Source organism: Salipiger sp. H15 (assembly GCF_040409955.1).
Taxonomy (GTDB): Bacteria; Pseudomonadota; Alphaproteobacteria; order Rhodobacterales; family Rhodobacteraceae; genus Salipiger.
The window spans coordinates 279,401-299,539 of sequence record NZ_CP123387.1 but is presented as its reverse complement, the minus strand read 5'-3'; the positions used below and the strand labels follow the sequence as shown (position 1 = coordinate 299,539).

General features: G+C 68.6%; 20 protein-coding genes. 12 read left to right on the top strand and 8 right to left on the bottom strand.

Going from position 1 to position 20,139, the window contains the following annotated elements; all coding sequences use genetic code 11:
* Positions 1 to 150: 150 nt before the first annotated feature.
* On the bottom strand, positions 151 to 282 hold the full coding sequence (locus PVT71_RS26035) for a hypothetical protein (RefSeq protein ID WP_353476113.1): 132 nt from the start codon (positions 280 to 282) through the stop codon (positions 151 to 153).
* Between PVT71_RS26035 and PVT71_RS26030 the strand changes: the two genes are divergently transcribed.
* The 9 genes from PVT71_RS26030 to PVT71_RS25990 all read left to right on the top strand — a co-directional run bounded on the left by PVT71_RS26030 (position 281) and on the right by PVT71_RS25990 (position 8,020).
* Complete coding sequence (locus tag PVT71_RS26030) at positions 281 to 1,306, top strand: polyamine ABC transporter substrate-binding protein (protein ID WP_353476112.1); 1,026 nt, start codon at positions 281 to 283, stop codon at positions 1,304 to 1,306. The two genes, PVT71_RS26035 and PVT71_RS26030, sit on opposite strands and share 2 nt — an antisense overlap.
* A 100-nt stretch (positions 1,307 to 1,406) precedes the next feature.
* On the top strand, positions 1,407 to 2,258 hold the full coding sequence (locus tag PVT71_RS26025; RefSeq protein ID WP_353476111.1) for an ABC transporter permease: 852 nt from the start codon (positions 1,407 to 1,409) through the stop codon (positions 2,256 to 2,258).
* A 2-nt stretch (positions 2,259 to 2,260) separates the two neighbouring features.
* Positions 2,261 to 3,070, top strand: coding sequence for an ABC transporter permease (locus PVT71_RS26020; RefSeq protein ID WP_353476110.1), 810 nt, complete (start codon positions 2,261 to 2,263; stop codon positions 3,068 to 3,070).
* Positions 3,060 to 4,196, top strand: coding sequence for an ABC transporter ATP-binding protein (locus PVT71_RS26015; RefSeq protein ID WP_353476109.1), 1,137 nt, complete (start codon positions 3,060 to 3,062; stop codon positions 4,194 to 4,196). The genes PVT71_RS26020 and PVT71_RS26015 overlap by 11 nt, the downstream gene beginning before the upstream one ends.
* Positions 4,193 to 5,203, top strand: coding sequence for an NAD(P)H-quinone oxidoreductase (locus tag PVT71_RS26010; RefSeq protein WP_353476108.1), 1,011 nt, complete (start codon positions 4,193 to 4,195; stop codon positions 5,201 to 5,203). The genes PVT71_RS26015 and PVT71_RS26010 overlap by 4 nt, the downstream gene beginning before the upstream one ends.
* A complete protein-coding gene (locus PVT71_RS26005; protein WP_353476107.1) occupies positions 5,200 to 5,811 on the top strand; it encodes a glutathione S-transferase family protein in 612 nt (203 codons plus the stop codon). Before PVT71_RS26010 ends, PVT71_RS26005 begins: the two co-directional genes overlap by 4 nt.
* A 48-nt stretch (positions 5,812 to 5,859) precedes the next feature.
* The gene (locus tag PVT71_RS26000) at positions 5,860 to 6,276 is read left to right on the top strand and encodes a RidA family protein (protein ID WP_353476106.1); all 417 of its coding nucleotides are present in this window, start codon (positions 5,860 to 5,862) and stop codon (positions 6,274 to 6,276) included.
* An 86-nt stretch (positions 6,277 to 6,362) separates the two neighbouring features.
* Positions 6,363 to 7,037 carry a DUF1028 domain-containing protein gene (locus tag PVT71_RS25995; RefSeq protein WP_353476105.1) on the top strand — a complete coding sequence of 225 codons (675 nt, stop codon included), beginning with the start codon at positions 6,363 to 6,365 and terminating at the stop codon, positions 7,035 to 7,037.
* Positions 7,038 to 7,093: 56 nt separating this feature from the next.
* Complete coding sequence (locus tag PVT71_RS25990) at positions 7,094 to 8,020, top strand: LysR family transcriptional regulator (RefSeq protein WP_353476104.1); 927 nt, start codon at positions 7,094 to 7,096, stop codon at positions 8,018 to 8,020.
* A gap of 424 nt (positions 8,021 to 8,444) precedes the next feature.
* On the opposite strand, the gene PVT71_RS25985 is transcribed toward PVT71_RS25990, so the two are convergent.
* From PVT71_RS25985 to PVT71_RS25975, 3 genes are read right to left on the bottom strand one after another with little or no spacing between them, the layout of a single operon-like run.
* Positions 8,445 to 9,743, bottom strand: coding sequence for a glycerate kinase (locus PVT71_RS25985; RefSeq protein ID WP_353476103.1), 1,299 nt, complete (start codon positions 9,741 to 9,743; stop codon positions 8,445 to 8,447).
* Positions 9,730 to 10,803: a tartrate dehydrogenase gene (locus PVT71_RS25980; protein ID WP_353476102.1), complete on the bottom strand. Its 1,074-nt coding sequence runs from the start codon at positions 10,801 to 10,803 to the stop codon at positions 9,730 to 9,732. The genes PVT71_RS25985 and PVT71_RS25980 overlap by 14 nt, the downstream gene beginning before the upstream one ends.
* A gap of 15 nt (positions 10,804 to 10,818) precedes the next feature.
* Positions 10,819 to 11,892: a tartrate dehydrogenase gene (locus tag PVT71_RS25975; protein ID WP_353476101.1), complete on the bottom strand. Its 1,074-nt coding sequence runs from the start codon at positions 11,890 to 11,892 to the stop codon at positions 10,819 to 10,821.
* Positions 11,893 to 12,093: 201 nt separating this feature from the next.
* On the opposite strand from PVT71_RS25975, the gene PVT71_RS25970 reads away from it, so the two are divergent.
* The 3 genes from PVT71_RS25970 to PVT71_RS25960 all read left to right on the top strand — a co-directional run bounded on the left by PVT71_RS25970 (position 12,094) and on the right by PVT71_RS25960 (position 16,394).
* Positions 12,094 to 13,008 carry a LysR substrate-binding domain-containing protein gene (locus PVT71_RS25970; RefSeq protein ID WP_353476100.1) on the top strand — a complete coding sequence of 305 codons (915 nt, stop codon included), beginning with the start codon at positions 12,094 to 12,096 and terminating at the stop codon, positions 13,006 to 13,008.
* 139 nt (positions 13,009 to 13,147) lie between these two features.
* A complete protein-coding gene (locus PVT71_RS25965) occupies positions 13,148 to 14,116 on the top strand; it encodes a TAXI family TRAP transporter solute-binding subunit (protein WP_353476099.1) in 969 nt (322 codons plus the stop codon).
* A gap of 79 nt (positions 14,117 to 14,195) precedes the next feature.
* Positions 14,196 to 16,394, top strand: a complete 2,199-nt coding sequence (locus tag PVT71_RS25960; protein ID WP_353476098.1) for a TRAP transporter permease — start codon at positions 14,196 to 14,198, stop codon at positions 16,392 to 16,394.
* Between the two features lie 99 nt (positions 16,395 to 16,493).
* Here the strand turns inward: PVT71_RS25960 and PVT71_RS25955 are convergent, their stop codons facing one another.
* The 4 genes from PVT71_RS25955 to PVT71_RS25940 form a co-directional block, all read right to left on the bottom strand.
* The gene (locus PVT71_RS25955) at positions 16,494 to 17,195 is read right to left on the bottom strand and encodes a GntR family transcriptional regulator (RefSeq protein ID WP_353476097.1); all 702 of its coding nucleotides are present in this window, start codon (positions 17,193 to 17,195) and stop codon (positions 16,494 to 16,496) included.
* Between the two features lie 111 nt (positions 17,196 to 17,306).
* Complete coding sequence (locus PVT71_RS25950; RefSeq protein ID WP_353476096.1) at positions 17,307 to 18,092, bottom strand: alpha/beta fold hydrolase; 786 nt, start codon at positions 18,090 to 18,092, stop codon at positions 17,307 to 17,309.
* A complete protein-coding gene (locus tag PVT71_RS25945; RefSeq protein WP_353476095.1) occupies positions 18,089 to 19,369 on the bottom strand; it encodes an LLM class flavin-dependent oxidoreductase in 1,281 nt (426 codons plus the stop codon). Before PVT71_RS25945 ends, PVT71_RS25950 begins: the two co-directional genes overlap by 4 nt.
* Entirely contained in the window at positions 19,366 to 20,139 is a 774-nt protein-coding gene (locus PVT71_RS25940; RefSeq protein ID WP_353476094.1) for a class II aldolase/adducin family protein, read from the bottom strand. The genes PVT71_RS25945 and PVT71_RS25940 overlap by 4 nt, the downstream gene beginning before the upstream one ends.

The window sequence follows — 20,139 nt, the reverse complement described above, 5'->3', positions numbered from 1 at the left end:
GCCTCGTGCGGTCTTCGGGCAGCCTTGGGGATGAGAAACGAGCCGACCGGCAGGAGACCGGCTCCAGCACAGACAAAGGGCCCGGTCAGCCCAAGCACGTAACCTTGCGGCCGCGCCGCGAAGAGAAGCGGGCCAGTCCCGCGAGACGGATCACCACTCTTTCTTGCCCGCGTCAAAGGCGCGGGCCGGAAAAGCCGCCGGATCATCTCGATCCGGCCAATAACCCGGCATGCCATCAGAGCACCGCCATTCGATTTCCCAACCCAACAGGAAAGCCATCATGAAACGACTCCTTCTGTCCGCCGCCGCGCTGAGCTTGCTCGCGCCCGCCGCCTTTGCCGAGACCCTGGTTGTCAGCAGCTGGGGCGGCAGCTTCCGTGACCTGATCGACCAGACCATCGCCAAGAAGTTCACCGAGGAAACCGGCGTCGAGGTCGAATTCATCACCGGCGGCACTATCGACCGTCTGAACCAGGCGATGCTGAACCGGGACGCCCCGGAAAGCGACGTCACCTTCACCACCTCGCACATCGGCTGGCTCTATCGCAATGACGGCCTCTTCGAGGAACTTGACATGTCGCGCATCCCGAATGCCGTGAACCTCGTGGAGCAGGCCAAGATCAGCCCGTCGCATATCGGTGCCTGGGCCTATGTCTACACCATCGGCTACCTGCCCGAGCTTCTGCCCGACGGCATCAGTTTCGACAGCTGGGAAGACCTGTGGTCGCCCGAGCTCGAAGGCATGATCGCGGCACCCGATTTCGACCCGTCGCACATCATCTCGGTCGCTGCCAAGCTCGAGGGCGTCGACATCGAGAACTGGCAGGATGCGACCGACAAGCTGCTGGCGCTCAAGCCGAACTTCAAGGCGTTCTACACCAACGACGCAAACTCGCAGCAGCTGCTGTCGACGGGCGAGACCCCGGTCCAGATCATGCTGTCGATGAACGCCTACCACATGCAGTCGGAAGGACTCGACGTGCAGCTGGCGATCCCCAAGGAGGGCGCGGTTCTGGGTGTCGACACGATGGGCATCACCGCCGGCACCGAGAAGGAAGACCTCGCCTACAAGTTCATCAACGCCGCCCTCGACCCCGAAGTCCAGGCGCAGATCGCCGAGATCAAGAAGGGCAGCCCGGTGGTCTCGAACGTCGTGCTTCCCGAGGAGCTCGCCGAGCTGCCCGGCATCTTCACTACGCCCGAGCAGTGGGAAACCCAGACCCTCATCATCCCGCACGAGCTGCGCGCCGAGAAGACCGCCGAATGGCGCAAGTGGTTCTCGGAGAACATGATCGCGGGCAACTGATCGCCACCGGCGCGGCCGCGATTGCGCGCGCCCCGAGCCCGATCCGTCCCGGCAGCCGCAGCGCTGCCGGGACATCCTTCCACAGGAGCAGACGCCCCGCATGTCGAAACGCCCCTTTCTTGGCTGGTTTGCCTCGCCGTCGATCCTCATCGCATTCGGAATCGCGGCCTCGTTTCTTGCCATCGTGCAATACAGCCTGCGCGCGCACGTGCCCGGCTCTCTCGAACCCGGCGGCTTCACGCTGGAAAACTTCACCACGCTGTGGAAACTGGTCTACGGTCAGGCCTTCCTGAACACGGTCATGCTGTGCGTCTGGACCGCGCTGTTCACGCTCCTGATCGGCTACCCGCTGGCCTACGCCATGGTCCGCGCCAGGAGCGCCGGACTGCGCAGCGCGATCCTGCTGATCTCGCTCACGCCGCTCTTCCTAGGAGAGATCGTCCGCACCTATTCGTGGATGATCGTGCTTGGCAACCGGGGCTTCGTGAATGCCACGCTGATGCAGCTGGGCATCATCGACCGGCCGGTCTCGTTCATGTTCACGGTGCCCGGCGTGGTCATCGCGCTGGTTCATTTCACCCTGCCGATCGTGGTGGTGATGCTGGCCGCCGCACTCTCGCACATCGACCGCAATCTCGAGCGCGCCGCCACCTCGCTGGGCGCCGGACGGGTGCAGGTCTTCCTGACTGTCACCCTGCCGCTTTCGATCCCCGGCATCGTCGCCGCAACCTCCACCGCCTTCGCCTGGACCTTCTCGGCCTTCGCGACACCGCAGATGATCGGCGGCGGGCAGGTGCAGACGATCTCGACGCTGGTCTACCAGGTCGGCTTCGCGTCGTTCAACTTCCCGCTGGCCGCATCGCTGTCGCTGGTCGGGTTGCTCTTCACCGTCGCCGTGCTGGCCCTTTTCAACACCGGCATCCGCAAGCTCGAACGGATGGGAGCGCACTGACAATGAAGAAGACACCCCTCGACCACCTGCTCGACTGGTCCGGACGCATCCTGTTGACGCTGATCCTCGGCTTCGTGCTGCTGCCCTTCGTCGTGGTCGCCATCGCGTCGTTCAATGACGGGGCCATCTTGAGCTTCCCGCCGAAGAGCTGGTCGCTGCGCTGGTATGCCAATGCCTTCGAATACCGCGATTTCGGCGAGGGGCTTCTGAACTCGCTCAGGATCGCTGCCTTCGGTGCGGTGATCGCGTTGATCGCCGGGGCCGGCTTTGCCTACGTCCTGAACCGCTACGAGTTCCCGCTCAAGGGCCTGCTCAATGGCATCCTGATGTCGTCGCTGGTGATCCCGAATTTCACCATCGGCCTCGGCCTGCTGATCCTGTCGGCGGCGGCCTCGCTGCCGCGGTCGATGTGGCTCGTGGTGGCCGTGCACGTGATCATCGTCATGCCCTTTGTCGTCCGCTCGGTCTACGTGTCGCTGCAGAACTTCGAACGCCGCTACGAGCAGGCCGCCGAGAGCCTCGGGGCCGGGCCGCGCCACGTCCTGCTGACCATCACCCTGCCCCTGCTGATGCCCGGCTTGATCTCGGGCGGGCTCTTCGCGGCGATCCTGTCGTTCAACGAGTTCACCGCGTCGCTCTTTGTGGTCAACCAGCGCACCCAGACGCTGCCGGTCGCGATGTACAACTACGTCCGCGAATATGCCGATCCCACGCTCGCCGCCGTTTCGGTGATCTACGTCATCGTGGTCGCCCTCATCCTGCTGATCGTCCACAAGTTCTTCCGTCTCGAAAAGGTCCTCAATGTCGAGTGAGATCTCTGCCGCCGCGCCGCAACCCACCCGGGAGCATCCCGCTGTCCAGATCGACGGGGTCTCGAAGTCCTTCTCCGGCATCGTCGCGCTCGAGCCGGTCTGGCTGAAGATCCGGCGCGGCGAGTTCCTGACGCTGCTCGGCCCGTCGGGCTGCGGCAAGACCACGCTGCTCAACCTGATCGCGGGCTTTCTCGAGGCCGACAAGGGCGAGCTGTTCATCGAACGCGACCTCGTCACGCAGGTGCCGCCGCATCAGCGCGAGATCGGCATCGTCTTCCAGAACTACGCGCTGTTCCCGCACATGAGCGTGGCGCAGAACGTCGCCTACGGGCTGCGGACGCGCCGGGTGCCCAAGGCCGAGATTGCGCAGCGCGTCCGCGAGGCGCTGGCGCTCGTCAAGCTCGAGGACTTCGCCGACCGCCGACCCCGGCAGCTCTCGGGCGGCCAGCAGCAACGCGTGGCCCTGGCCCGGGCGCTGGTGATCCGTCCCCGGGTGCTGCTGCTCGACGAGCCGTTCTCGGCGCTCGACCGCAATCTGCGCACCGCCATGCAGGTCGAGCTGAAGGAGATCCAGACCCGGCTCGGCCTGACCACGGTCTTCGTCACCCACGATCAGGGCGAGGCGCTCAGCATGTCCGACCGGATCGCCGTGATGTCGCGCGGCCGCATCCGCCAGATCGGCACCCCGAGCGAGATCTACGACCAACCACGGAACCAGTTCGTCTCGACCTTCGTCGGTGATGCCAACCTGTTCGACGCCGAACTGCTCAGCCGCGACGGTGCCTGTGTCGCGCTGTCGGTCGGTGGCACGCCGCTCTCGGTCCACGCCTATCAGGATGAGCTGCCCGCACCCGGCCCCGTGACGCTGTTCGTGCGTCCTGAACATTGCGCACTTGCCGAGGCGGGCACGCCTGGCACCATCCCGGCCAGCGTGGCTCTTTCGGTCTACCAGGGAAGCTATGCCGAGCTGCATCTCGATTGCCGGTCCGCGGCTGGAGAAGATCGCCGCGTGATGCTGCGTGTGCCCTCGCGCCAGGCGCTGCCGGCAGGCACCGCCGTCGGCATTGCGCTGCCGCAATCCGGGCCGGCGATCTATGCCAGGCAAGACAAGGGGGCCGCCGCATGACCGACCTGGGACAGACCATCTCCGCCGTGATCGCGAACGGCACCGGCGGCCCCGAAGTGCTCGAGCTGGTGCAGCGCAGCATCGCCGCGCCGGGCGCCGGAGAGCTGTTGATCCGCACCGCGGCGGCGGGCGTGAACCGTCCCGATCTCATGCAGCGCTCCGGAGCCCTGCCCGCCCCTGCGGATGTCTCCGACATCCTCGGGCTGGAGGTCTCCGGCACCGTCGAGGCCGTGGGAGAAGCCGTCGACCCGGCGCTGATCGGCACCCGGGTCATGGCGCTGGTCAAGGCCGGCGGCTACGCCACGAAGGTCACCGCGAAGGCCGACCAGTGCCTGCCGGTGCCCGACGGGGTAAGCCTTGCCGAGGCGGCGGTGCTGCCCGAGGGGCTCTTCACCATCTGGCACAACCTCTTTGACCGCGGCGCGCTCAAGGCCGGTGACCGGGTCCTGATCGAGGGCGGCGCCAGCGGCATCGGCACGCTCGCGCTGCAACTCGCGAAGGCAATCGGCGCCGAGGTCATCGTGACAGCGGGCGGCCCCGAGAAATGCGCCCGCCTCGCGGCGATGGGCGTCCACGCCATCGACTACCGCAGCGCCGACCTCGCCGCCGAGGTGATGCGCCTGACCGCGGACGCCGGGGTCGACGTGGTGCTCGACATTCTCGGCGGTGACGCCGTCAACAGGCACCTCGCCTGCATGGCGCCGGGCGGGCGCCATATCGGGCTCTCCTTCATGACGGGCATGATGGCACCGGTCGATCTTGGCCTGGTGATGCGCAAGGGGTTATGGCTCAGTTCCTCGACCCTGCGCCCCAAGAGCGATGCGGAAAAGGCCATGATCGCCACCAGGGTGCGCGCGCAGCTGCTGCCGCTGATCGGTTCCGGTAAGGTCCGCCCGGTGCTGTCCAAGGCGCTGCCGCTGGCCGAGGCACAAGCCGCGCACCTTCTGCTCGAGAGCGGGCAGAACTTCGGCAAGATCGCCCTCGTGATCGACGGGGCCGCGGCATGACCCTGACGCTGTTCTGGGGCTCGGCCTCTCCCTTCGTGCGCAAGGTCATGGCGGTGGCGCATGAGCTGGGGATCGCGGACGAGATCGAACTCCGCAACACCGCTGCCCATCCGGTGGAGCGGGATCTCTCGATCCAGCAGGCCAACCCGCTGGCCAAGGTGCCGGCGGCGCAGACCGCGGACGGCACGCCGCTCTATGACAGCCGGGTGATTTGCGAATATCTCGACAGCACCTGCGGCGGTGGCCTGTTCCCGGCTCCCGGACCCGCGCGTTGGACGGCGTTGCGCCGGCAGGCGCTGGCGGACGGGCTGCTCGATGCGGCATTGCTGATCCGCTACGAGACGCTGGTCCGCCCCGAGGATCATCGCTGGGCGCTCTGGATCGAGAAGCAGCGGGAAAAGGTCTTCGATGCGCTCGCCGCGATGGATGCCGACCTGCCTGCACCCGACTGCCATGACATCGGCGCGATCAGCTGTGGCTGCGCCCTCGGATGGCTCGGCTTCCGTTTTCCCGATCTCGACTGGCGCAGCGCGCATCCGGCACTCGCCGACTGGCATGACGCCTTCGAGTCCCGGCCGGCAATGCGCGCCACCCGGCCCTCTGCCTGACCCCATCTCCAGCGGGCTTCGTGCCCCTTTTCAGAAAGTCACCCAACCATGGCGCATCTCCGGCACCGCAAGTTCAACACCCGCGACACCTACCCCGAGCAGAAGCTCGACAATGATCTGGCGCAGGCCGTGGTCACCAGGGGCGGCACGACGATCTACCTTCGCGGCCAATGCCCGCAGGACCTCGACACCGCGGAGAACATCAGGAGCAATGATCCGGTCGAGCAGACCCACAAGGTCATGAGCAACATCCGCCAGCTTGTCGAGGAATGCGGTGGCGAGATGGCCCACGTGACGAAGCTGGTGGTCTACCTCACCGATGTCCGGCACCGCGAGGCGGTCTACCGGACCATGGGCGAGTACATCAGGGGCGTCCACCCGGTCTGCACCGGGCTCGTGGTCGTCGCGCTGGCCCGTCCCGAATGGCTGGTCGAAATCGATGCGACCGCCGTCATCCCCGATTGACGTCATGGTCGGCGCGGGCTCCCACCTGCCGCCGCCACGAGGATGACAACACAGTTACTGGGGGCAGCTCGCCCCTCGGAGGTCACATGACATTTTCCATCATCGGGCATTGCGTCGAGACCGGGATGTTCGGCGTCGCGATCTCGTCGTCCTCGCCGGCGGTCGCGGCCCGCTGCGCCTTCGCACGCGCGGGCGTGGGTGCCGTCGCGACGCAGAACATCACCGATCCGCGGCTCGGCCCCCACGCGCTGGCGCTCATGGAAAAAGGCGCCAGCCCGCGCGAGGCGCTCGCGATCCTCGAGCGGCGCGGCGCGCACATGGCCTTCCGGCAGGTGCTGGCCGTGGATCGCTCCGGTCAGGCAGCCGTCTATTCCGGCAAGAAGGTCCTTGGCATGTGGTCCGAGGCCGAGACCCGCGACGCGGCGGCAGCTGGCAACCTCCTTGCTGACGCGGGGGTGCCCGAGGTCATGGTGCAGGCCTTCTCGAACAGCACCGGCCATCTTGGCGCAAGGCTCGTCGGCGCGCTCCGCGCCGGGCTCGAGGCGGGTGGCGAGGCAGGACCGGTCCGCTCCGCCGGGCTGCTTCTGGTCGATACGCAGAGCTGGCCACTTGCCGACCTGCGCATCGACTGGACCCCGGACTGCCCAGTTGCCGCTCTCGAGGGCGCCTATGAAGTTTACGCGCCCCAGATGGATGACTACGTGGCACGGGCCCTCGATCCCGGGCACGCGCCCTCCTATGGCGTTCCGGGTGATGAATAGGCACAGTGCCATCGCGGGCGGTTTCAGGACCGTCCGGTCAGTAGAAGGTGAAGGACATGCCCCTCCGATTTACCCTGCGACAACTCGAGTACTTCATCGCGGTAGGTGAAGCGGGCAGCATCGCCCTAGCGGCGGACAAGGTGAACGTCACCGCGCCCTCGATGTCCTCGGCCATCGCCCAGCTCGAAGCCGGATTCGGGGTGCAGCTCTTCACCCGCCGCCACTCGCAGGGTTCGGTGCTGACCCCCGCCGGCGAGAGCTTCATCGAGCAGGCCCGCGCCGTCATCGAAGCCGCCGACAAGCTCAACGACATGGCGCATATCTACACCGGCAGCGTACGTGGCTCGCTCCGGGTCGGGTGCATGCGCACCTTCGTCCAGCTGATGGTGCCCCAGCTCCGCCGCAGCTTCGTCGACAAGTACGAAAGCGTCGATTTCGCCCAGGTCGAGCTGGACCAGGCGCAGATCTTCGATGCTCTGCGCTCGTCGCGCATCGATGTCGCGCTGACCTACGACCTGTCGTTGCCGAGCGATATCGACTTCCAGCCCCTGCAGTCCCTGCCGCCCTACGTGATGGTCGACGTCGCGCACCCGTTGGCCCCGCGCCGCGAGCTGGCCATCGATGACCTTGTGGATCATGACATGATCCTTCTCGATCTGCCGCACAGCTCGGACTATTTCCTGTCCTTCTTCCGCGCCCTCGGGCGTCGCCCGCGGATCGCCGAGCGCACCAGCGAGGTCTCGGTTCAGCGCAGCCTCGTCGCCAACGGCTTCGGCTTCGGCATCTCGAACATGCGGACGGTCTCGGATTCGGCCATGGACGGAAAGTTGTTGAAGTTCATTCCCCTGAACAGCGACGTTCGTCCGCTTCAACTCGGGATCGCGATGTCGCGCGCGGCCCATGTGTCGCGCACGATCCAGGCCTTCATCGATCATTGCCACGAGGCCGCGGACGCCGGGAAACTGCCCGGCCTGCTGGTCTAGGTCCTCGAAGACGGCAACGCAGGCGACCTGCACGTTTCCGCACCGGCTGTTCGGGCGCAGCTCCTGCGCGGGACCGCTCCGAGCAGGGTGGCGATGGTGATCGCGGTCTCCGCGTCCTCGATCGCCGCCTCAGGTTCGCCCGCAGGCGGGCCGCAGTTGCGCGCGCGGCATTCGAAAAGGCGGTCGGGCTCCTCGCCGGTCCCGGCACCACGCAAGGGGGAGGCCAGTGCCCCGTCGAGCCTTTTGCAGTGAACCAATGCGTCGAAAACGCCGCCGCCTGCTTCACACGGCTTCAAGTCGCCCGTCAGCGCATCGCCCTTCGTCGCTGAACCGAGCATCTCGGCGCTCTGCCGCCTCGCCCGGCCTTCGGGGTGTCGGTCTCGCAGACGGCGCGTGGCTGGCGGCCGGCTGTCCCTTTCGAAGGTCAGCGGGCGGTCCCCGAGATCAGGATGGCGCGGAAGTCGTTGACGTTGGTCAGCGTCGGGCCCGGCACCACCTGCGTGCCGAGCGCGGCGAAGAAGCCGTGGCTGTCGTTGGCGGCAAGCGCAGCCTGCGGGTCGATCCCCAGCGCGGCGGCGCGGCTCAGCGTCGCTTCGTCGATGATCGCGCCCGCGACCTCGGCGGCGCCGTCCACGCCGTCGGTGTCGCAGGCGATGGCGCTGATCCCCGGCGCGCCCCGCAGCGCGAGGGCGAGCGCCAGCGCGTATTCGGCATTCGGCCCGCCGAGGCCGTTTCCCCGGCGCGTCACCGTGCATTCGCCGCCCGAGAGCAGCAGCACCGGCGGCGCGTCCGGGCCGAGGCGGGCGCGGGTCTCGAGCGCCAGCGCGGCGTGGGCATGGGCGAGGTCCCGCGCCTCGCCCTCCAGCGCGTCGCCGAGCATCTCCACCCGGCAGCCCGCTTCTTCCGCCCGCGCGGCGGCGGCGCGGAGCGATTGCGCGGGCGCCGCGACGATGCGGGTCTCGCTGTGCGCAAGCTTGGGGGCGCCGGGCGGCTGCGTCATCGGCGGGCCGGCCAGCACCGCCCGCATCGCGGGGGTGAGCGGGATCGACCAGCGCCGGGCAATCTCCAGCGCCTGCGCGGGTGTCGTGCTGTCGGCAACGGTGGGTCCCGAGGCGATGAGCTCCGGGTCGTCCCCCGGCACGTCCGACACCACCAGCGAGAGCATCCGTGCCGGCCACGCGGCGGCGGCGAGGTTGCCGCCCTTGGCGCGCGACAGGTGCTTGCGCAGCGTGTTCATCTCGGCGATCGGCGCGCCCGAGGAGAGCAGTGCGCGGGTCATCTCCTGCTCTTCTTCGAGGGTGATATCCCCCGCCGGGCAGGTCAGCAGGGACGAGCCGCCGCCGGAAATCAGGGCGAGGACGAAATCCGCCTCGCCGCAGCCCTCCAGAAGCTCGATCATTCGCCGCGTCGCCTGCAGTCCGCGCCCATCCGGCACCGGGTGCGCGGCGAGGGCCACCTCGATCCCCTGCAGCGGCCTCGCATAGCCATCGCGGGTGAGGATCAGCCCCTCGCAGGGGCCCCATGCGCGCTCCACCGCCTCGCCCATGCGGGCCGAGGCCTTGCCCGCGCCGATCACCACGACGCGGCCGGAGGGGCGCTCCGGCAGCCACTCGGGGATGCAGCGCATCGGGTCGGCGGCCGCGACCGCCGCGTCGAAGAGCGCGCGCAGGAAGGTGCGGGACGCGCCCGGGGTCTCGGCGGGCGAGGCCTCAGCCAAGCGCATCGGCCACCGCCCTGCCGCAGGTCTGCGTGTCGGCGCTGCCGCCGAGGTCGCGGGTGCGCAGGGCGGGTTCGGCCAGCACCCGTTCGATGGCCGCGACGATCTCGGCCGCCGCCTCGGGATGGCCGAGGTGCTCGAGCATCATCGCCCCGGCCCAGATCTGCCCGATCGGGTTGGCGATCCCCTGCCCCGCGATGTCGGGCGCCGAGCCGTGCACCGGCTCGAAGAGCGAGGGGAAGCGGCGCTCGGGGTTGATGTTGCCCGAGGGCGCGATGCCGATGGTGCCGGTGCAGGCCGGGCCGAGATCCGACAGGATGTCGCCGAAGAGATTGCTGGCGACCACCACGTCGAAGCGGTCGGGGTTCAGCACGAAATGCGCGGTCAGGATGTCGATGTGATACTTGTCCCAGCTCACCTCGGGATAGGCGCGGGCCATCTCCTCGACCCGCTCGTCCCAGTAGGGCATGGTGATCGAGATGCCGTTCGACTTGGTGGCCGAGGTGAGCCGCCGGCGCGGACGGCGCGCGGCCAGCTCGAAGGCATATTCCAGCACCCGGTCGACGCCGGTGCGGGTCATCACCGTCTCCTGCAGCACGATTTCGCGCTCGGTGCCGGGGAACATGCGCCCGCCGATCGAGGAATACTCGCCCTCGGTGTTCTCGCGCACGATCCACATGTCGATGTCGCCCGGGCCGCGCCCGGCCAGCGGCGACGGCACGCCCGGCATCAGCCGCGCCGGGCGCAGCGAGATGTACTGGTCGAACTGGCGGCGGAACTGCAGCAGCGAGCCCCAGAGCGAGACATGGTCAGGCACCGTCTCGGGCCAGCCGACCGCGCCGAAGAAGATGGCATCGTGGCTTTCGACCTGCGCCTTCCAGTCATCGGGCATCATCTGGCCGTGCTGCGCGTAGTGATCGCAGGAGGCGAAGTCGAACCCGTCGAGTTGCAGGCCAAGGTTGTGGCGCTTGGCCACCGCCTCGAGCACGCGCAGCCCTTCGGGCACGACTTCCTTGCCGATGCCGTCACCGGGAATGACGGCGATTTTCAACCTGTTGCTGCTCATGGGATCCGGCCTTGCTCAGATGTTCTCGCCGCGGATGGCGTCGCAGACCGCTTCGGTCACCTCGCGCGTGGTGGCGCTGCCGCCGACGTCCGGCGTCAGGATGCCGTCGGCGCAGACCTTCTCGACCGCGCGCATCAGCCGGTCCGCGGCGGGTTTCTCGCCGAGGTGCTCGAGCATCTGCGCCGCGGTCCAGAAGGTGGCGACGGGGTTGGCGATGCCCTTGCCGGTGATGTCGAAGGCCGAGCCGTGGATCGGCTCGAACATCGAGGGATACCGCCGCTCGGGGTCGATGTTGCCGGTCGGCGCGACGCCAAGCGATCCGGCCAGCGCCCCCGCGAGATCCGACAGGATGTCGGCGTGCAGGTTGGTGGCGACGATGGTGTCGAGGCTGCGCGGGTTCTTCACCATGCGCACGGTCATCGCGTCGACCAGCATCTTGTCCCAGGTCACGTCGGGGAATTCCTTCGACACCTCGGCGGCGATCTCGTCCCACATCACCATGCCGAAGCGCTGCGCGTTGGACTTGGTCACCACCGTCAGGAACTTGCGCGGGCGGGACTGGGCGAGCGCGAAGGCGTAGCGCATGATCCGGGTGACGCCGACGCGGGTGAAGATCGAGACCTCGGTGCCGACCTCCTCGGGCAGCCCCTTGTGCGCCCGCCCGCCGTGGCCGGAATACTCGCCCTCGGAATTCTCGCGCACGATCACCCAGTCGAGATCGCCCGGCCCGACCCCCGCCAGCGGCGAGGAGATGCCCGGCAGGATCTTGGTGGGGCGCACGTTGGCATATTGGTCGAACCCCTGACAGATCGGCAGGCGCAGCCCCCAGAGCGTGATGTGGTCGGGCACGTCGGGCGCGCCGACCGCGCCGAAGAAGATCGCGTCGAAGGCCTTGAGCTGCTCGGGCCCGTCCTCGGGCATCAGCGCGCCGGTCCTCTTGTAGCGCGCCGAGCTCCAGTCGAACTCGGTCACGTCGAAGCCGAAGCCGCCGTCGCGCCGGGCCAGCGCCTCGAGCGCCTGCAGCCCGGCGGCGATGACTTCCGGGCCGATGCCGTCCGCCGGGATGGCTGCGATCTTGTAGGTCTTCATGGGCTCTTACCGTCCTCTTCCATGGGTCGGCCTGCGACCGGCGCGCAGGAAGAGGACGGCCGGCCGGTCCCGGCGCTTCGCTGTCTCCTCCCCCGCGACGCCGGTGCGGCAATCACCGGGAAAAGGTACGGGGCAAGGCGTGGACTTCTCAACTTTCGCAGGATTATATACAGAACTGAAATAGTCCGCGGAGGGGGCAGGATGGACATCGCGCAGCTCAAATGCTTCCTCGCGGCGGCCGACGCGCTGCATTTCGGGCGCGCGGCGCAGTCGCTCGACATGCTTCCCGCCTCGCTGGGGCGGCAGATCCGCCTGCTCGAGGAGCGGCTCGAGACCCGGCTCTTCTTGCGCACGACCCGGTCGGTCGCGCTGACCGAGGCGGGCAAGGCGGTGCTCGAGGAGGTGCGGGCGCTGGTCGATCAGGCCGAGCGGATCGAGGCCCGCGTGCGGGAGATCCGCAAGGCCGAAAGCGCGGTGCTGCGGGTCGGCGCGATCGACAGCGCGGCGGCCGGGCTGGTGCCGCAGCTGCTGCAGCTGGTCCGCGCCGAGCACCCCGCGCTCGAGGTGCAGATCATCGAGCAGAAGACCATCCACCTGCTGCCCAAGCTGCTGAGCGGCAGCCTCGACCTTGCCTTCTGCCGCCCGCCCGACGTGCGCGACCCGCGGATCAACTTCCGCACGCTGTTCTTCGAGAGCGCCGTGGTCGCCCTGCCCTCGGACCACCCGCTTGCCAGCCGCGCCGAGGTGTCGATCGGCGATCTGGTCGATGCGCCGCTGATCGTGCCCGATCGCCGCTCGCGGCCGCATTCGCATGACCTGACCATCAAGCTCTTTCTCGACGCCGGGCTCACCGCGCGGATCTCGCAGGTCGCCGAGGAGAAGCACACGATCGTCAACCTCGTCGCCTCGGGCGCGGGTCTGGCGATCGTGCCGCGCTGGAGCTCGCGCATCGCGGTGCCCGGGGTAACCTTCGTGCGGCTGACCATGCCCGAGGGCACGACGCGCTCGAAGCTGATCCTCGCCGCCGCCTGGACCCGCGGCACGCGCGATCCGCAGCGCGACGCGCTGCTGGCCACGCTCGAGCGGCACCTCGAGGAGATCGAGGCCAGCGCCTGAACCCCGCACGGATAATAACGATTTTGAATATAATCTCCTGAGCATTCATCTGAATGCCCCTCCCCGCCATGGTGTTCGTCGTGGGTGCGTCCTTGCCGCGAGGCGCCGCACCGGAGGAGACCTTGGGAGGAAGACCAGCATGAAACTCATCACCATGTCGGCGTTCGTCGCCGGCGCGCTCGCCGCGCTGCCCGCCGCCGCGCAGGACAAGTCCGACTGGCCGTCGAGCCTGTCGATTTCCACCGGCTCGCAGGGCGGCGCCTATTTCGTCTGGGGCTCGGGGCTGGCCTCGATGATCGGCGAGGCGCTCGGCGTCAGCACCAGCGTCGAGGTCACCGGCGGGCCGATCCAGAACGTCGCGCTGGTCGAGGCGGGCGAAACCCTCGTCGGCTTCACCACCATGGGCCCGGCGCAGGAGGCCATCGCCGGCGAGAGCGAGCTCATGCCCGGCATGGAGGCGGCCAACCTGCGCGCGCTCTTTCCGATGTACCGCACGCCGCTGCAGGCCGCGGCGCTGAAGAGCTCGGGCATCGCCACGGTCGAGGACCTTGCCGGCAAGCGGGTGAACTTCGGCCCGGCCTCGGGCACCTCGGCGACCTACTGGCAGCGCTACTTCTCGGATGCGGGCATCGAGGTGAACGCCAGCTTCGCCGGCGCCTCGGATGCCGCGGGCCAGCTTGGCGACGGGCTGATCGACGCCTTCGTCTACGCCTCGGGCATCCCGACCGGCGCCTATTCCGAACTGGCGATCCAGCAGGACGTGACCTTCATCGGACTCTCGGAGGACAATGTCGCGGCGTTCACCGACTCCGTGCCCTCGATGCAGCCCTTCACCATCCCGGCGGGCACCTACAAGGGCCAGGACGCGGATGTCGCCACCGTCGCCATGTGGAACTACGCCATCGCCAACGAGAGCCTGCCCGAGAGCCTTGCCTACGAGATCACCAAGCTGGTGCTCGGCGACAACGCGCGGATGCAGCAGGTCCACAAATCCGCCGTCGAGACCATGGCCGAGAACTGGAACACCAACGATTTCATGAAGTTCCACCCGGGCGCCGTGCGCTACTACGAGGAAATCGGGATCACCATCCCCGAAGAGCTGCGCTGAGCCGGTCTCGCGCGCTGCCCTGCGGGCCGGAGGACCCGGCCCGCGGTTTCCCTGACACGCTTTGCTTTCCGGTGATGCCATGACCACGACCGCCCGCGGTGACCTTTCCGCGCCGGGCCCGCTCGACGGGCTCGACGCCCCTGTCTCGGCGACCTCCGCCGTCGACGAGGAGCCCCCCGCCAGCAACCAGCGGATCTTCGATGGCATCCGCAACCACGCCTTCGCCACCGCCTGCGCCGCCTACACGCTGTTCCACCTCGTCGTGATGAACCTCTACCCGCTGGAGACCTGGACCTACCGGCTGCTGCATCTCGGCGGCGGGCTGGCGCTCGGCTTCCTGCTCTTCGGCGCGCACACGGTCGATCCCGAAAAACCCTCGCGCGGCCGCAGCCTGCCGAGCCTCGCGCTGCTGGTCCCGGCGGCCGCCTGCGTGCTTTACGGCTTTGCCGCGATCGCCACGCTCTGGGGCAGCTGGTGGCTGACCGGCTCGGCCAAGCCGCCGGCCTGGACGATCACCAGCTTCGGCCTGCCGCTGACCCTCGGCACCGCGCTGACCGTGGTGCACGGCTGGCTCTTCTCGGCCCGCAAGCTGAACCGCTGGACGCCGACCGACGTGCTGCTGACGCTCGCCGCGATCGCCTCGACCGGCTACGTCATCTACTTCGCCCGCGCCCTGCAGCTGCGGGCGGGCATGCCCATGGCCCAGCCCTCGGACATGTGGGCGGCGATCACCGGCGTGATCCTGATCCTCGAGGCGGTGCGGCGCATGGCCGGGCTGGCGCTGGTGATCATCGCCTCGGTCTTCGTGGCCTATGCCTTCGCCGGGCCCTGGCTGCCGGGGATCCTGCACCACGACGGCTACACGGCGAAGCGGTTCTTCTCCTACATCTACACCGACAACGGCATCCTCTCGGCGCCGATCGCGATCTCGTCGACCTACATCATCCTCTTCGTGGTCTTCGCCGCCTTCCTGCAGGCGACCCACGTCGGGGCCTATTTCGTCAACGTCGCCTTCGCCGCCGCCGGGCACAAGCGCGGCGGGCCGGCCAAGGTGGCGGTCTTCGCCTCGGGGCTGATGGGCATGATCAACGGCACCTCGGCGGGCAACGTGGTGGCCACCGGCTCGCTGACCATCCCGCTGATGAAGAAGGTTGGCTACCGCGCGCAGACCTCGGCGGCGGTCGAGGCCGCGGCCTCGTCGGGCGGGCAGATCATGCCGCCGATCATGGGCGCGGGCGCCTTCATCATGTCCGAGATCACCGGCATTCCCTACACCGACATCATCTGGGCGGCGCTGATCCCCGCGGTGCTCTACTTCGCCTCGGTGTTCTTCATGGTCGACCTCATGGCGCAGCGCTTCGCCATGGTCGGGCTGCCGCGCTCGGCGCTGCCGAAGCTCGGCGCGCTGATGCGGCAGGCCTATCTCTTCGCGCCGATCGTGGTGCTGAGCTGGGCGCTCTTCGTCGGCTACTCGGTGATCCGCTGCGGCACGCTGGCGATGATCACCGCCGCCGTGGTCTCGTGGCTGACGCCGAACCGCATGGGGCCGCGGCAGCTGTTCCACGCGCTCGACCTCGGCGCGCGCATGGCGTTGCAGCTGGTGGCGGTCTGCGCCGCGGCGGGGATCATCGTCGGGGTCATCGCGCTCACCGGCATCGGCACGCGCTTCTCGGCGCTGCTGCTCGGCATCGCCGACCAGTCGCAGCTGCTGGCGATGGTCTTCTCGATGTTCGTCGCGGTGATCCTCGGCATGGGGATGCCGACCACCGCCGCCTATGCCGTCGCCGCCTCGGTGATCGCGCCGGGCCTCGTGAACCTCGGGATCGAGCCGCTCACCGCGCATTTCTTCATCTTCTACTTCGCGGTCATGTCGGCGATCACCCCGCCGGTGGCGCTGGCCGCCTACGCAGGCGCTGCGCTGGCGCAGTCCGACCCGATGAAGACCAGCGTCGAGAGCTTCCGCATCGGGCTTGCCGCCTTCGTGGTGCCCTACATGTTCTTCTTCTCGGACTCGCTGCTGATGCAGGGCGACTGGTTCGACACGATCCATGTCACCATCTCGGCGCTGCTGGGGATCTACCTGCTCTCGGGAGGGATCATCGGCTGGTACTTCGGGCGGATCGGCTGGATCCCCCGGCTGCTGCTCATCGGCGGCGCGCTCGCCATGCTCGACGCGGGCTGGCTGTCGGACCTGATCGGCCTCGGCATCGGGCTTGCGCTTTACCTCTGGCAGCGGCGGCTCGTCTCGGCCGAGCAGGTCGCGCACGGCAGGGACTGAGCGGCAAGCGAACAGCGAAAGGGCGGCCCGAACGCGGGCCGCCCCATGTCTCGTGACGCGGGGCCGTCCGGGATCAGCCCCGCACGGCGCCGGCCAAGGTCATCCCAGCAGATGCGGCGGGATCGTCGCGATGAAATCCGAGAGGTGATCGCCCAGCAGGCGGACGTGCTCGCTGGCGGCCGACATCGCCTCGTCGGGATCGCCCGCGTCGATGGCCTCGATGATCCGCCGGTGCTCGGTCAGCGTCGCGCGCATCTTGCCGGGCTGGAAGGTCACCTGCCGGCGGTAGGGCGACAGCCGCAGCCGCAGCGCGACGGTCTGGTCGGCAAGGAAATGCGTGTGCCCGGCCATGTAGAGCAGGTCGTGGAATTCCTCGTTTATCGCGTAGAAGGCCTCGGGGTCGTTGTCGGTGAAGGCCTGTTCGAGCCGGGCCTGGATCTCGAGCATCCGCTCCTTCTCCTCGCGGGTGGCGCGCCGCGCGGCGAGCCGGGCGCAGAGACCTTCGAGCGCCGCCATCAGGTCGAACATCTCGATCAGCATCGGGATGGAGAGGGTCGCAACGAAGGTGCCCTGCCGCCCGCGCACCTCGACGAGGCCGCTGGCCACGAGCCCCTTGATCGCCTCGCGGACGGGCGTGCGGGAGACGGCGAAGCGCTTGGCGATCTCGGTCTCGTCGAGCCGGTCGCCGGGCTTCATTTCCCCCTCGACGATCAGCCGCTTGAGGTCGTCCTGCAGCTCTTCGGAGCGGGTCGGCTGGCGCAGCCGCGCCTTGTCCGGTCGCGTGTCGATGATCTGGTTCATTAGATGGGATCCTGCATCAGGGAGACGTCCGGAATGAGCCGAGGGGAAAGGCGGTGTCAGTATACCCAAAAGCGAATTGGAATATACAGATCCTCCCCCACGGCATTCATCTCAGTCAATTCCAAATTGGTCAAGTTCAGCCAGCAGGGCCGGAAGGAGCCGGTCCGGGGCTTCGATCTGGGGAAAATGGCCCGTTCCGTAGACGGTTTCGGGCACATCGGCGAGGCAGGGCAGAGGGTCGCGGGCATGGGCCGCGGCGACCTCGGCCGAGGTCAGCAGCCGCAGCGGCGGCCCGAGCCGCGGCACCCGGTCCCCGGCCCGCCAGCCAAAGAGCGCGTCGCGCAGCGCCAGAAGGTCTTCGGCCCGCGCGCGGAGCACGTCGGCAGAGATCGCCTGGACCGTGGCCTCGGGCGTGGCGGGGGCGGCGATCGCCCGGATCATGGCGCGCGTCTGCCCGGGCAGATCGGCGGCGAAGCCGGCGCGGCGGGCGGCCATCACCGCGGGGCTGCTGCCGCCGTAGAAGGCGCGGTCGGCAAGCGTGTCGAGCCCCAGCAGCCCGGCGACCCGCGCGGGGGCGGCAAGCGCCGCCTCGACGATCACCGGCCCGCCCATCGAGTGCCCGACGAGCAGCGCGCCGCGAAGGTCCGCCGCCTCCAGAAGCCGCGCCAGCCCCTGCCCGAGGCTCGCCATGTCGACCGGGCCGGAGAGCGGCGCGCCGGGGCCGCCCGGCAGGTCGGCGACGTGGACTGCGAAGCGCGCGGCGAGCCCGGGCAGCAGCGCGTCCCATTGCGCCCCCTGCCCGCCCCAGCCGTGCACCAGCAGGAGCGGACGCCCCTGCCCGCCTGCCGCGGTCATCCGGACCGGGCCGGCAGGCGTATCGGCCTCGTGGCGGATCAAGCGGGCAGACCGAGCTTGTCGCGCAGCGTGCCCTCGGCATAGGCGGTCTTGTAGAGGCCGCGCTCCTGCAGGATGGGCAGCACAAGGTCGATGAAGTCGGTGAACCCGTCCATGAACCAGCCGGGCATGACGTTGAACCCGTCCGCCGCGCCGCTCTCGAACCACTCCTGCAACGTGTCGGCCACCTGCTCGGCGGAGCCGCAGAGCACCCAGTGCCCGCGCGCGGCCGCCACCAGCGAGTAGAGGTCGCGCAGCGTCATGTTTTCGCGCTTGGCCTTCGAGAGCATGGCCTTGGCAAAGGCGTGGTAGGCGTCGTTCTCGCCGAGGTCGGGGATCGGCCCGTCGAGGTCATGGCCGCGGAGGTCGGTGTTGAACCGCTCCGAGAGCATGCCGAGCGCGGTCTCGTCATCGACGAAGCTCATCAGGCGGGCAAGCTTGGCGCGGGCCTCGGCCTCGGTGCGGCCGACCACCGGCATCACGCCGGGCAGGATGACGAGATCGCTCTCGCTGCGGCCGTTCTTCGGCAGGCGCGCCTTCAGCCCGGCGTAGAACTCCGCCGCCTCGGCGCGGTCCTGCGTCACGGTGAAGACGACGTCCGCATGTTTCGCCGCCAGCTCCTGCCCGGGCTCGGAGCCCCCGGCCTGCAGGATCAGCGGCCGTCCCTGCGGCGGGCGCGAGATGTTCACCGGCCCCTTGACCTTGAAGAAGGGTCCCTCGTGGTCGATGGCGTGGATCCTGCCCGCGTCGAAATAGGTGCCGCTCTCGGGATCCTTCACCAGCGCGCCCTCGTCCCAGGCGCCCCAGAGCTTCTTCACCACCTCGATGAACTCGGCCGACATCTCGTAGCGGCGGGCGTGGTCGGGGTGGGTGGTGCCGAAATTGGCCGCCGCCTGCGGGTTCGAGGTGGTGACCGAGTTCCACGCCGCGCGCCCGCCCGAGATGTGATCGAGCGAGGCGAAGCCGCGCGCCAGCGTCCAGGGATCGCCGTAGGTGGTCGAGGAGGTCGCCCCGAGCCCCACGTGCCTTGTCGCCATCGCCACCGCCGAGAGCATGGTCAGCGGCTCGAGCCGCGAGCAGTAGGACGGGTGCGCCGAGGGATCGGCATTGAGGTTGTCGCCCATGAAGATCAGGTCGAAGAGCCCGCGCTCGGCCTCCTGGCAGATCGCGGTGATCTCGGCGATGTCCTCGAACCCGTCGATCGCCCCCGGCATCCGCCAGCCCGAGATGTGGCTGCCGGTGCCGAGCAGGAACAGGCCGAAACGGATCTGGCGGCTCATGCGCGGTAGCCCGGATCGACGCGGTCGAGATCGCGCATCAGCGCCGGCCATTCACGCTCGCCGGGGATGAGGATGTCGCCCTTGAGCTCCCAGAACTGCCGCGCCGCCTTCTCGCAGACGTCGTGGTCCGGGATCACCAGCGGGATGCCCGAGGCGCAGGCGGCCTGCATCTGCAGCTGGATCTTCGCCGCGCGCTCGAAATAGTAGAGCAGCATGAAGGCCTCGCCCGCGGTGCGCCCGACGGTGAGGATGCCGTGGTTGCGCATCAGCATGACCGGGTTGTCGCCCAGGTGCGCGACGATGCGCTGCTGCTCGGCCTCGTCGATCGCCACGCCCTCGTAGTCGTGGAAGCCCTGCCGGTTGTAGAAGCGCATGGCGAACTGGCTCAGCGGCAGCAGCCCGTCCGGCTGGCCGGAAACCGCCGTCGAGGCGTCGGAGTGGGTGTGCAGCACGCAATGCGCGGTCTCGCTCGACTTGTGCACCGCGGCATGGATCACGAAGGCGGCCTTGTTGACGGTGTGCTCGGTCTCCTCGATCACCTCGCCACGCGTGTTGATCTTGACCAGCGACGAGGCGGTGATCTCGCTGAAGAGCAGGCCGTAGGGGTTGATCAGGAACTGGTCCGAGGTGCCCGGCACGCGCATCGAGATGTGGTTGTAGATGAGGTCATCGAGCCCCAGCCGCGCCACCATGCGGTAGGCGGCGGCCAGCGAGACGCGGGCCTCCCACTCGCCGTCGGAATAGCACTCGGGTTTCGGGTAATCGGTCAT

What these genes read in the sequence shown, in the direction of transcription:
- PVT71_RS26030 (WP_353476112.1), top strand. Translation starts at nt 281, where the DNA reads ATGAAACGACTCCTTCTGTCCGCCGCCGCGCTGAGCTTGCTCGCGCCC.
- PVT71_RS26035 (WP_353476113.1), bottom strand. Translation starts at nt 282, where the DNA reads ATGATGGCTTTCCTGTTGGGTTGGGAAATCGAATGGCGGTGCTCTGAT.
- PVT71_RS26025 (WP_353476111.1), top strand. Translation starts at nt 1,407, where the DNA reads ATGTCGAAACGCCCCTTTCTTGGCTGGTTTGCCTCGCCGTCGATCCTC.
- PVT71_RS26020 (WP_353476110.1), top strand. Translation starts at nt 2,261, where the DNA reads ATGAAGAAGACACCCCTCGACCACCTGCTCGACTGGTCCGGACGCATC.
- PVT71_RS26015 (WP_353476109.1), top strand. Translation starts at nt 3,060, where the DNA reads ATGTCGAGTGAGATCTCTGCCGCCGCGCCGCAACCCACCCGGGAGCAT.
- PVT71_RS26010 (WP_353476108.1), top strand. Translation starts at nt 4,193, where the DNA reads ATGACCGACCTGGGACAGACCATCTCCGCCGTGATCGCGAACGGCACC.
- PVT71_RS26005 (WP_353476107.1), top strand. Translation starts at nt 5,200, where the DNA reads ATGACCCTGACGCTGTTCTGGGGCTCGGCCTCTCCCTTCGTGCGCAAG.
- PVT71_RS26000 (WP_353476106.1), top strand. Translation starts at nt 5,860, where the DNA reads ATGGCGCATCTCCGGCACCGCAAGTTCAACACCCGCGACACCTACCCC.
- PVT71_RS25995 (WP_353476105.1), top strand. Translation starts at nt 6,363, where the DNA reads ATGACATTTTCCATCATCGGGCATTGCGTCGAGACCGGGATGTTCGGC.
- PVT71_RS25990 (WP_353476104.1), top strand. Translation starts at nt 7,094, where the DNA reads ATGCCCCTCCGATTTACCCTGCGACAACTCGAGTACTTCATCGCGGTA.
- PVT71_RS25985 (WP_353476103.1), bottom strand. Translation starts at nt 9,743, where the DNA reads ATGCGCTTGGCTGAGGCCTCGCCCGCCGAGACCCCGGGCGCGTCCCGC.
- PVT71_RS25980 (WP_353476102.1), bottom strand. Translation starts at nt 10,803, where the DNA reads ATGAGCAGCAACAGGTTGAAAATCGCCGTCATTCCCGGTGACGGCATC.
- PVT71_RS25975 (WP_353476101.1), bottom strand. Translation starts at nt 11,892, where the DNA reads ATGAAGACCTACAAGATCGCAGCCATCCCGGCGGACGGCATCGGCCCG.
- PVT71_RS25970 (WP_353476100.1), top strand. Translation starts at nt 12,094, where the DNA reads ATGGACATCGCGCAGCTCAAATGCTTCCTCGCGGCGGCCGACGCGCTG.
- PVT71_RS25965 (WP_353476099.1), top strand. Translation starts at nt 13,148, where the DNA reads ATGAAACTCATCACCATGTCGGCGTTCGTCGCCGGCGCGCTCGCCGCG.
- PVT71_RS25960 (WP_353476098.1), top strand. Translation starts at nt 14,196, where the DNA reads ATGACCACGACCGCCCGCGGTGACCTTTCCGCGCCGGGCCCGCTCGAC.
- PVT71_RS25955 (WP_353476097.1), bottom strand. Translation starts at nt 17,195, where the DNA reads ATGAACCAGATCATCGACACGCGACCGGACAAGGCGCGGCTGCGCCAG.
- PVT71_RS25945 (WP_353476095.1), bottom strand. Translation starts at nt 19,369, where the DNA reads ATGAGCCGCCAGATCCGTTTCGGCCTGTTCCTGCTCGGCACCGGCAGC.
- PVT71_RS25940 (WP_353476094.1), bottom strand. Translation starts at nt 20,139, where the DNA reads ATGACCGATTACCCGAAACCCGAGTGCTATTCCGACGGCGAGTGGGAG.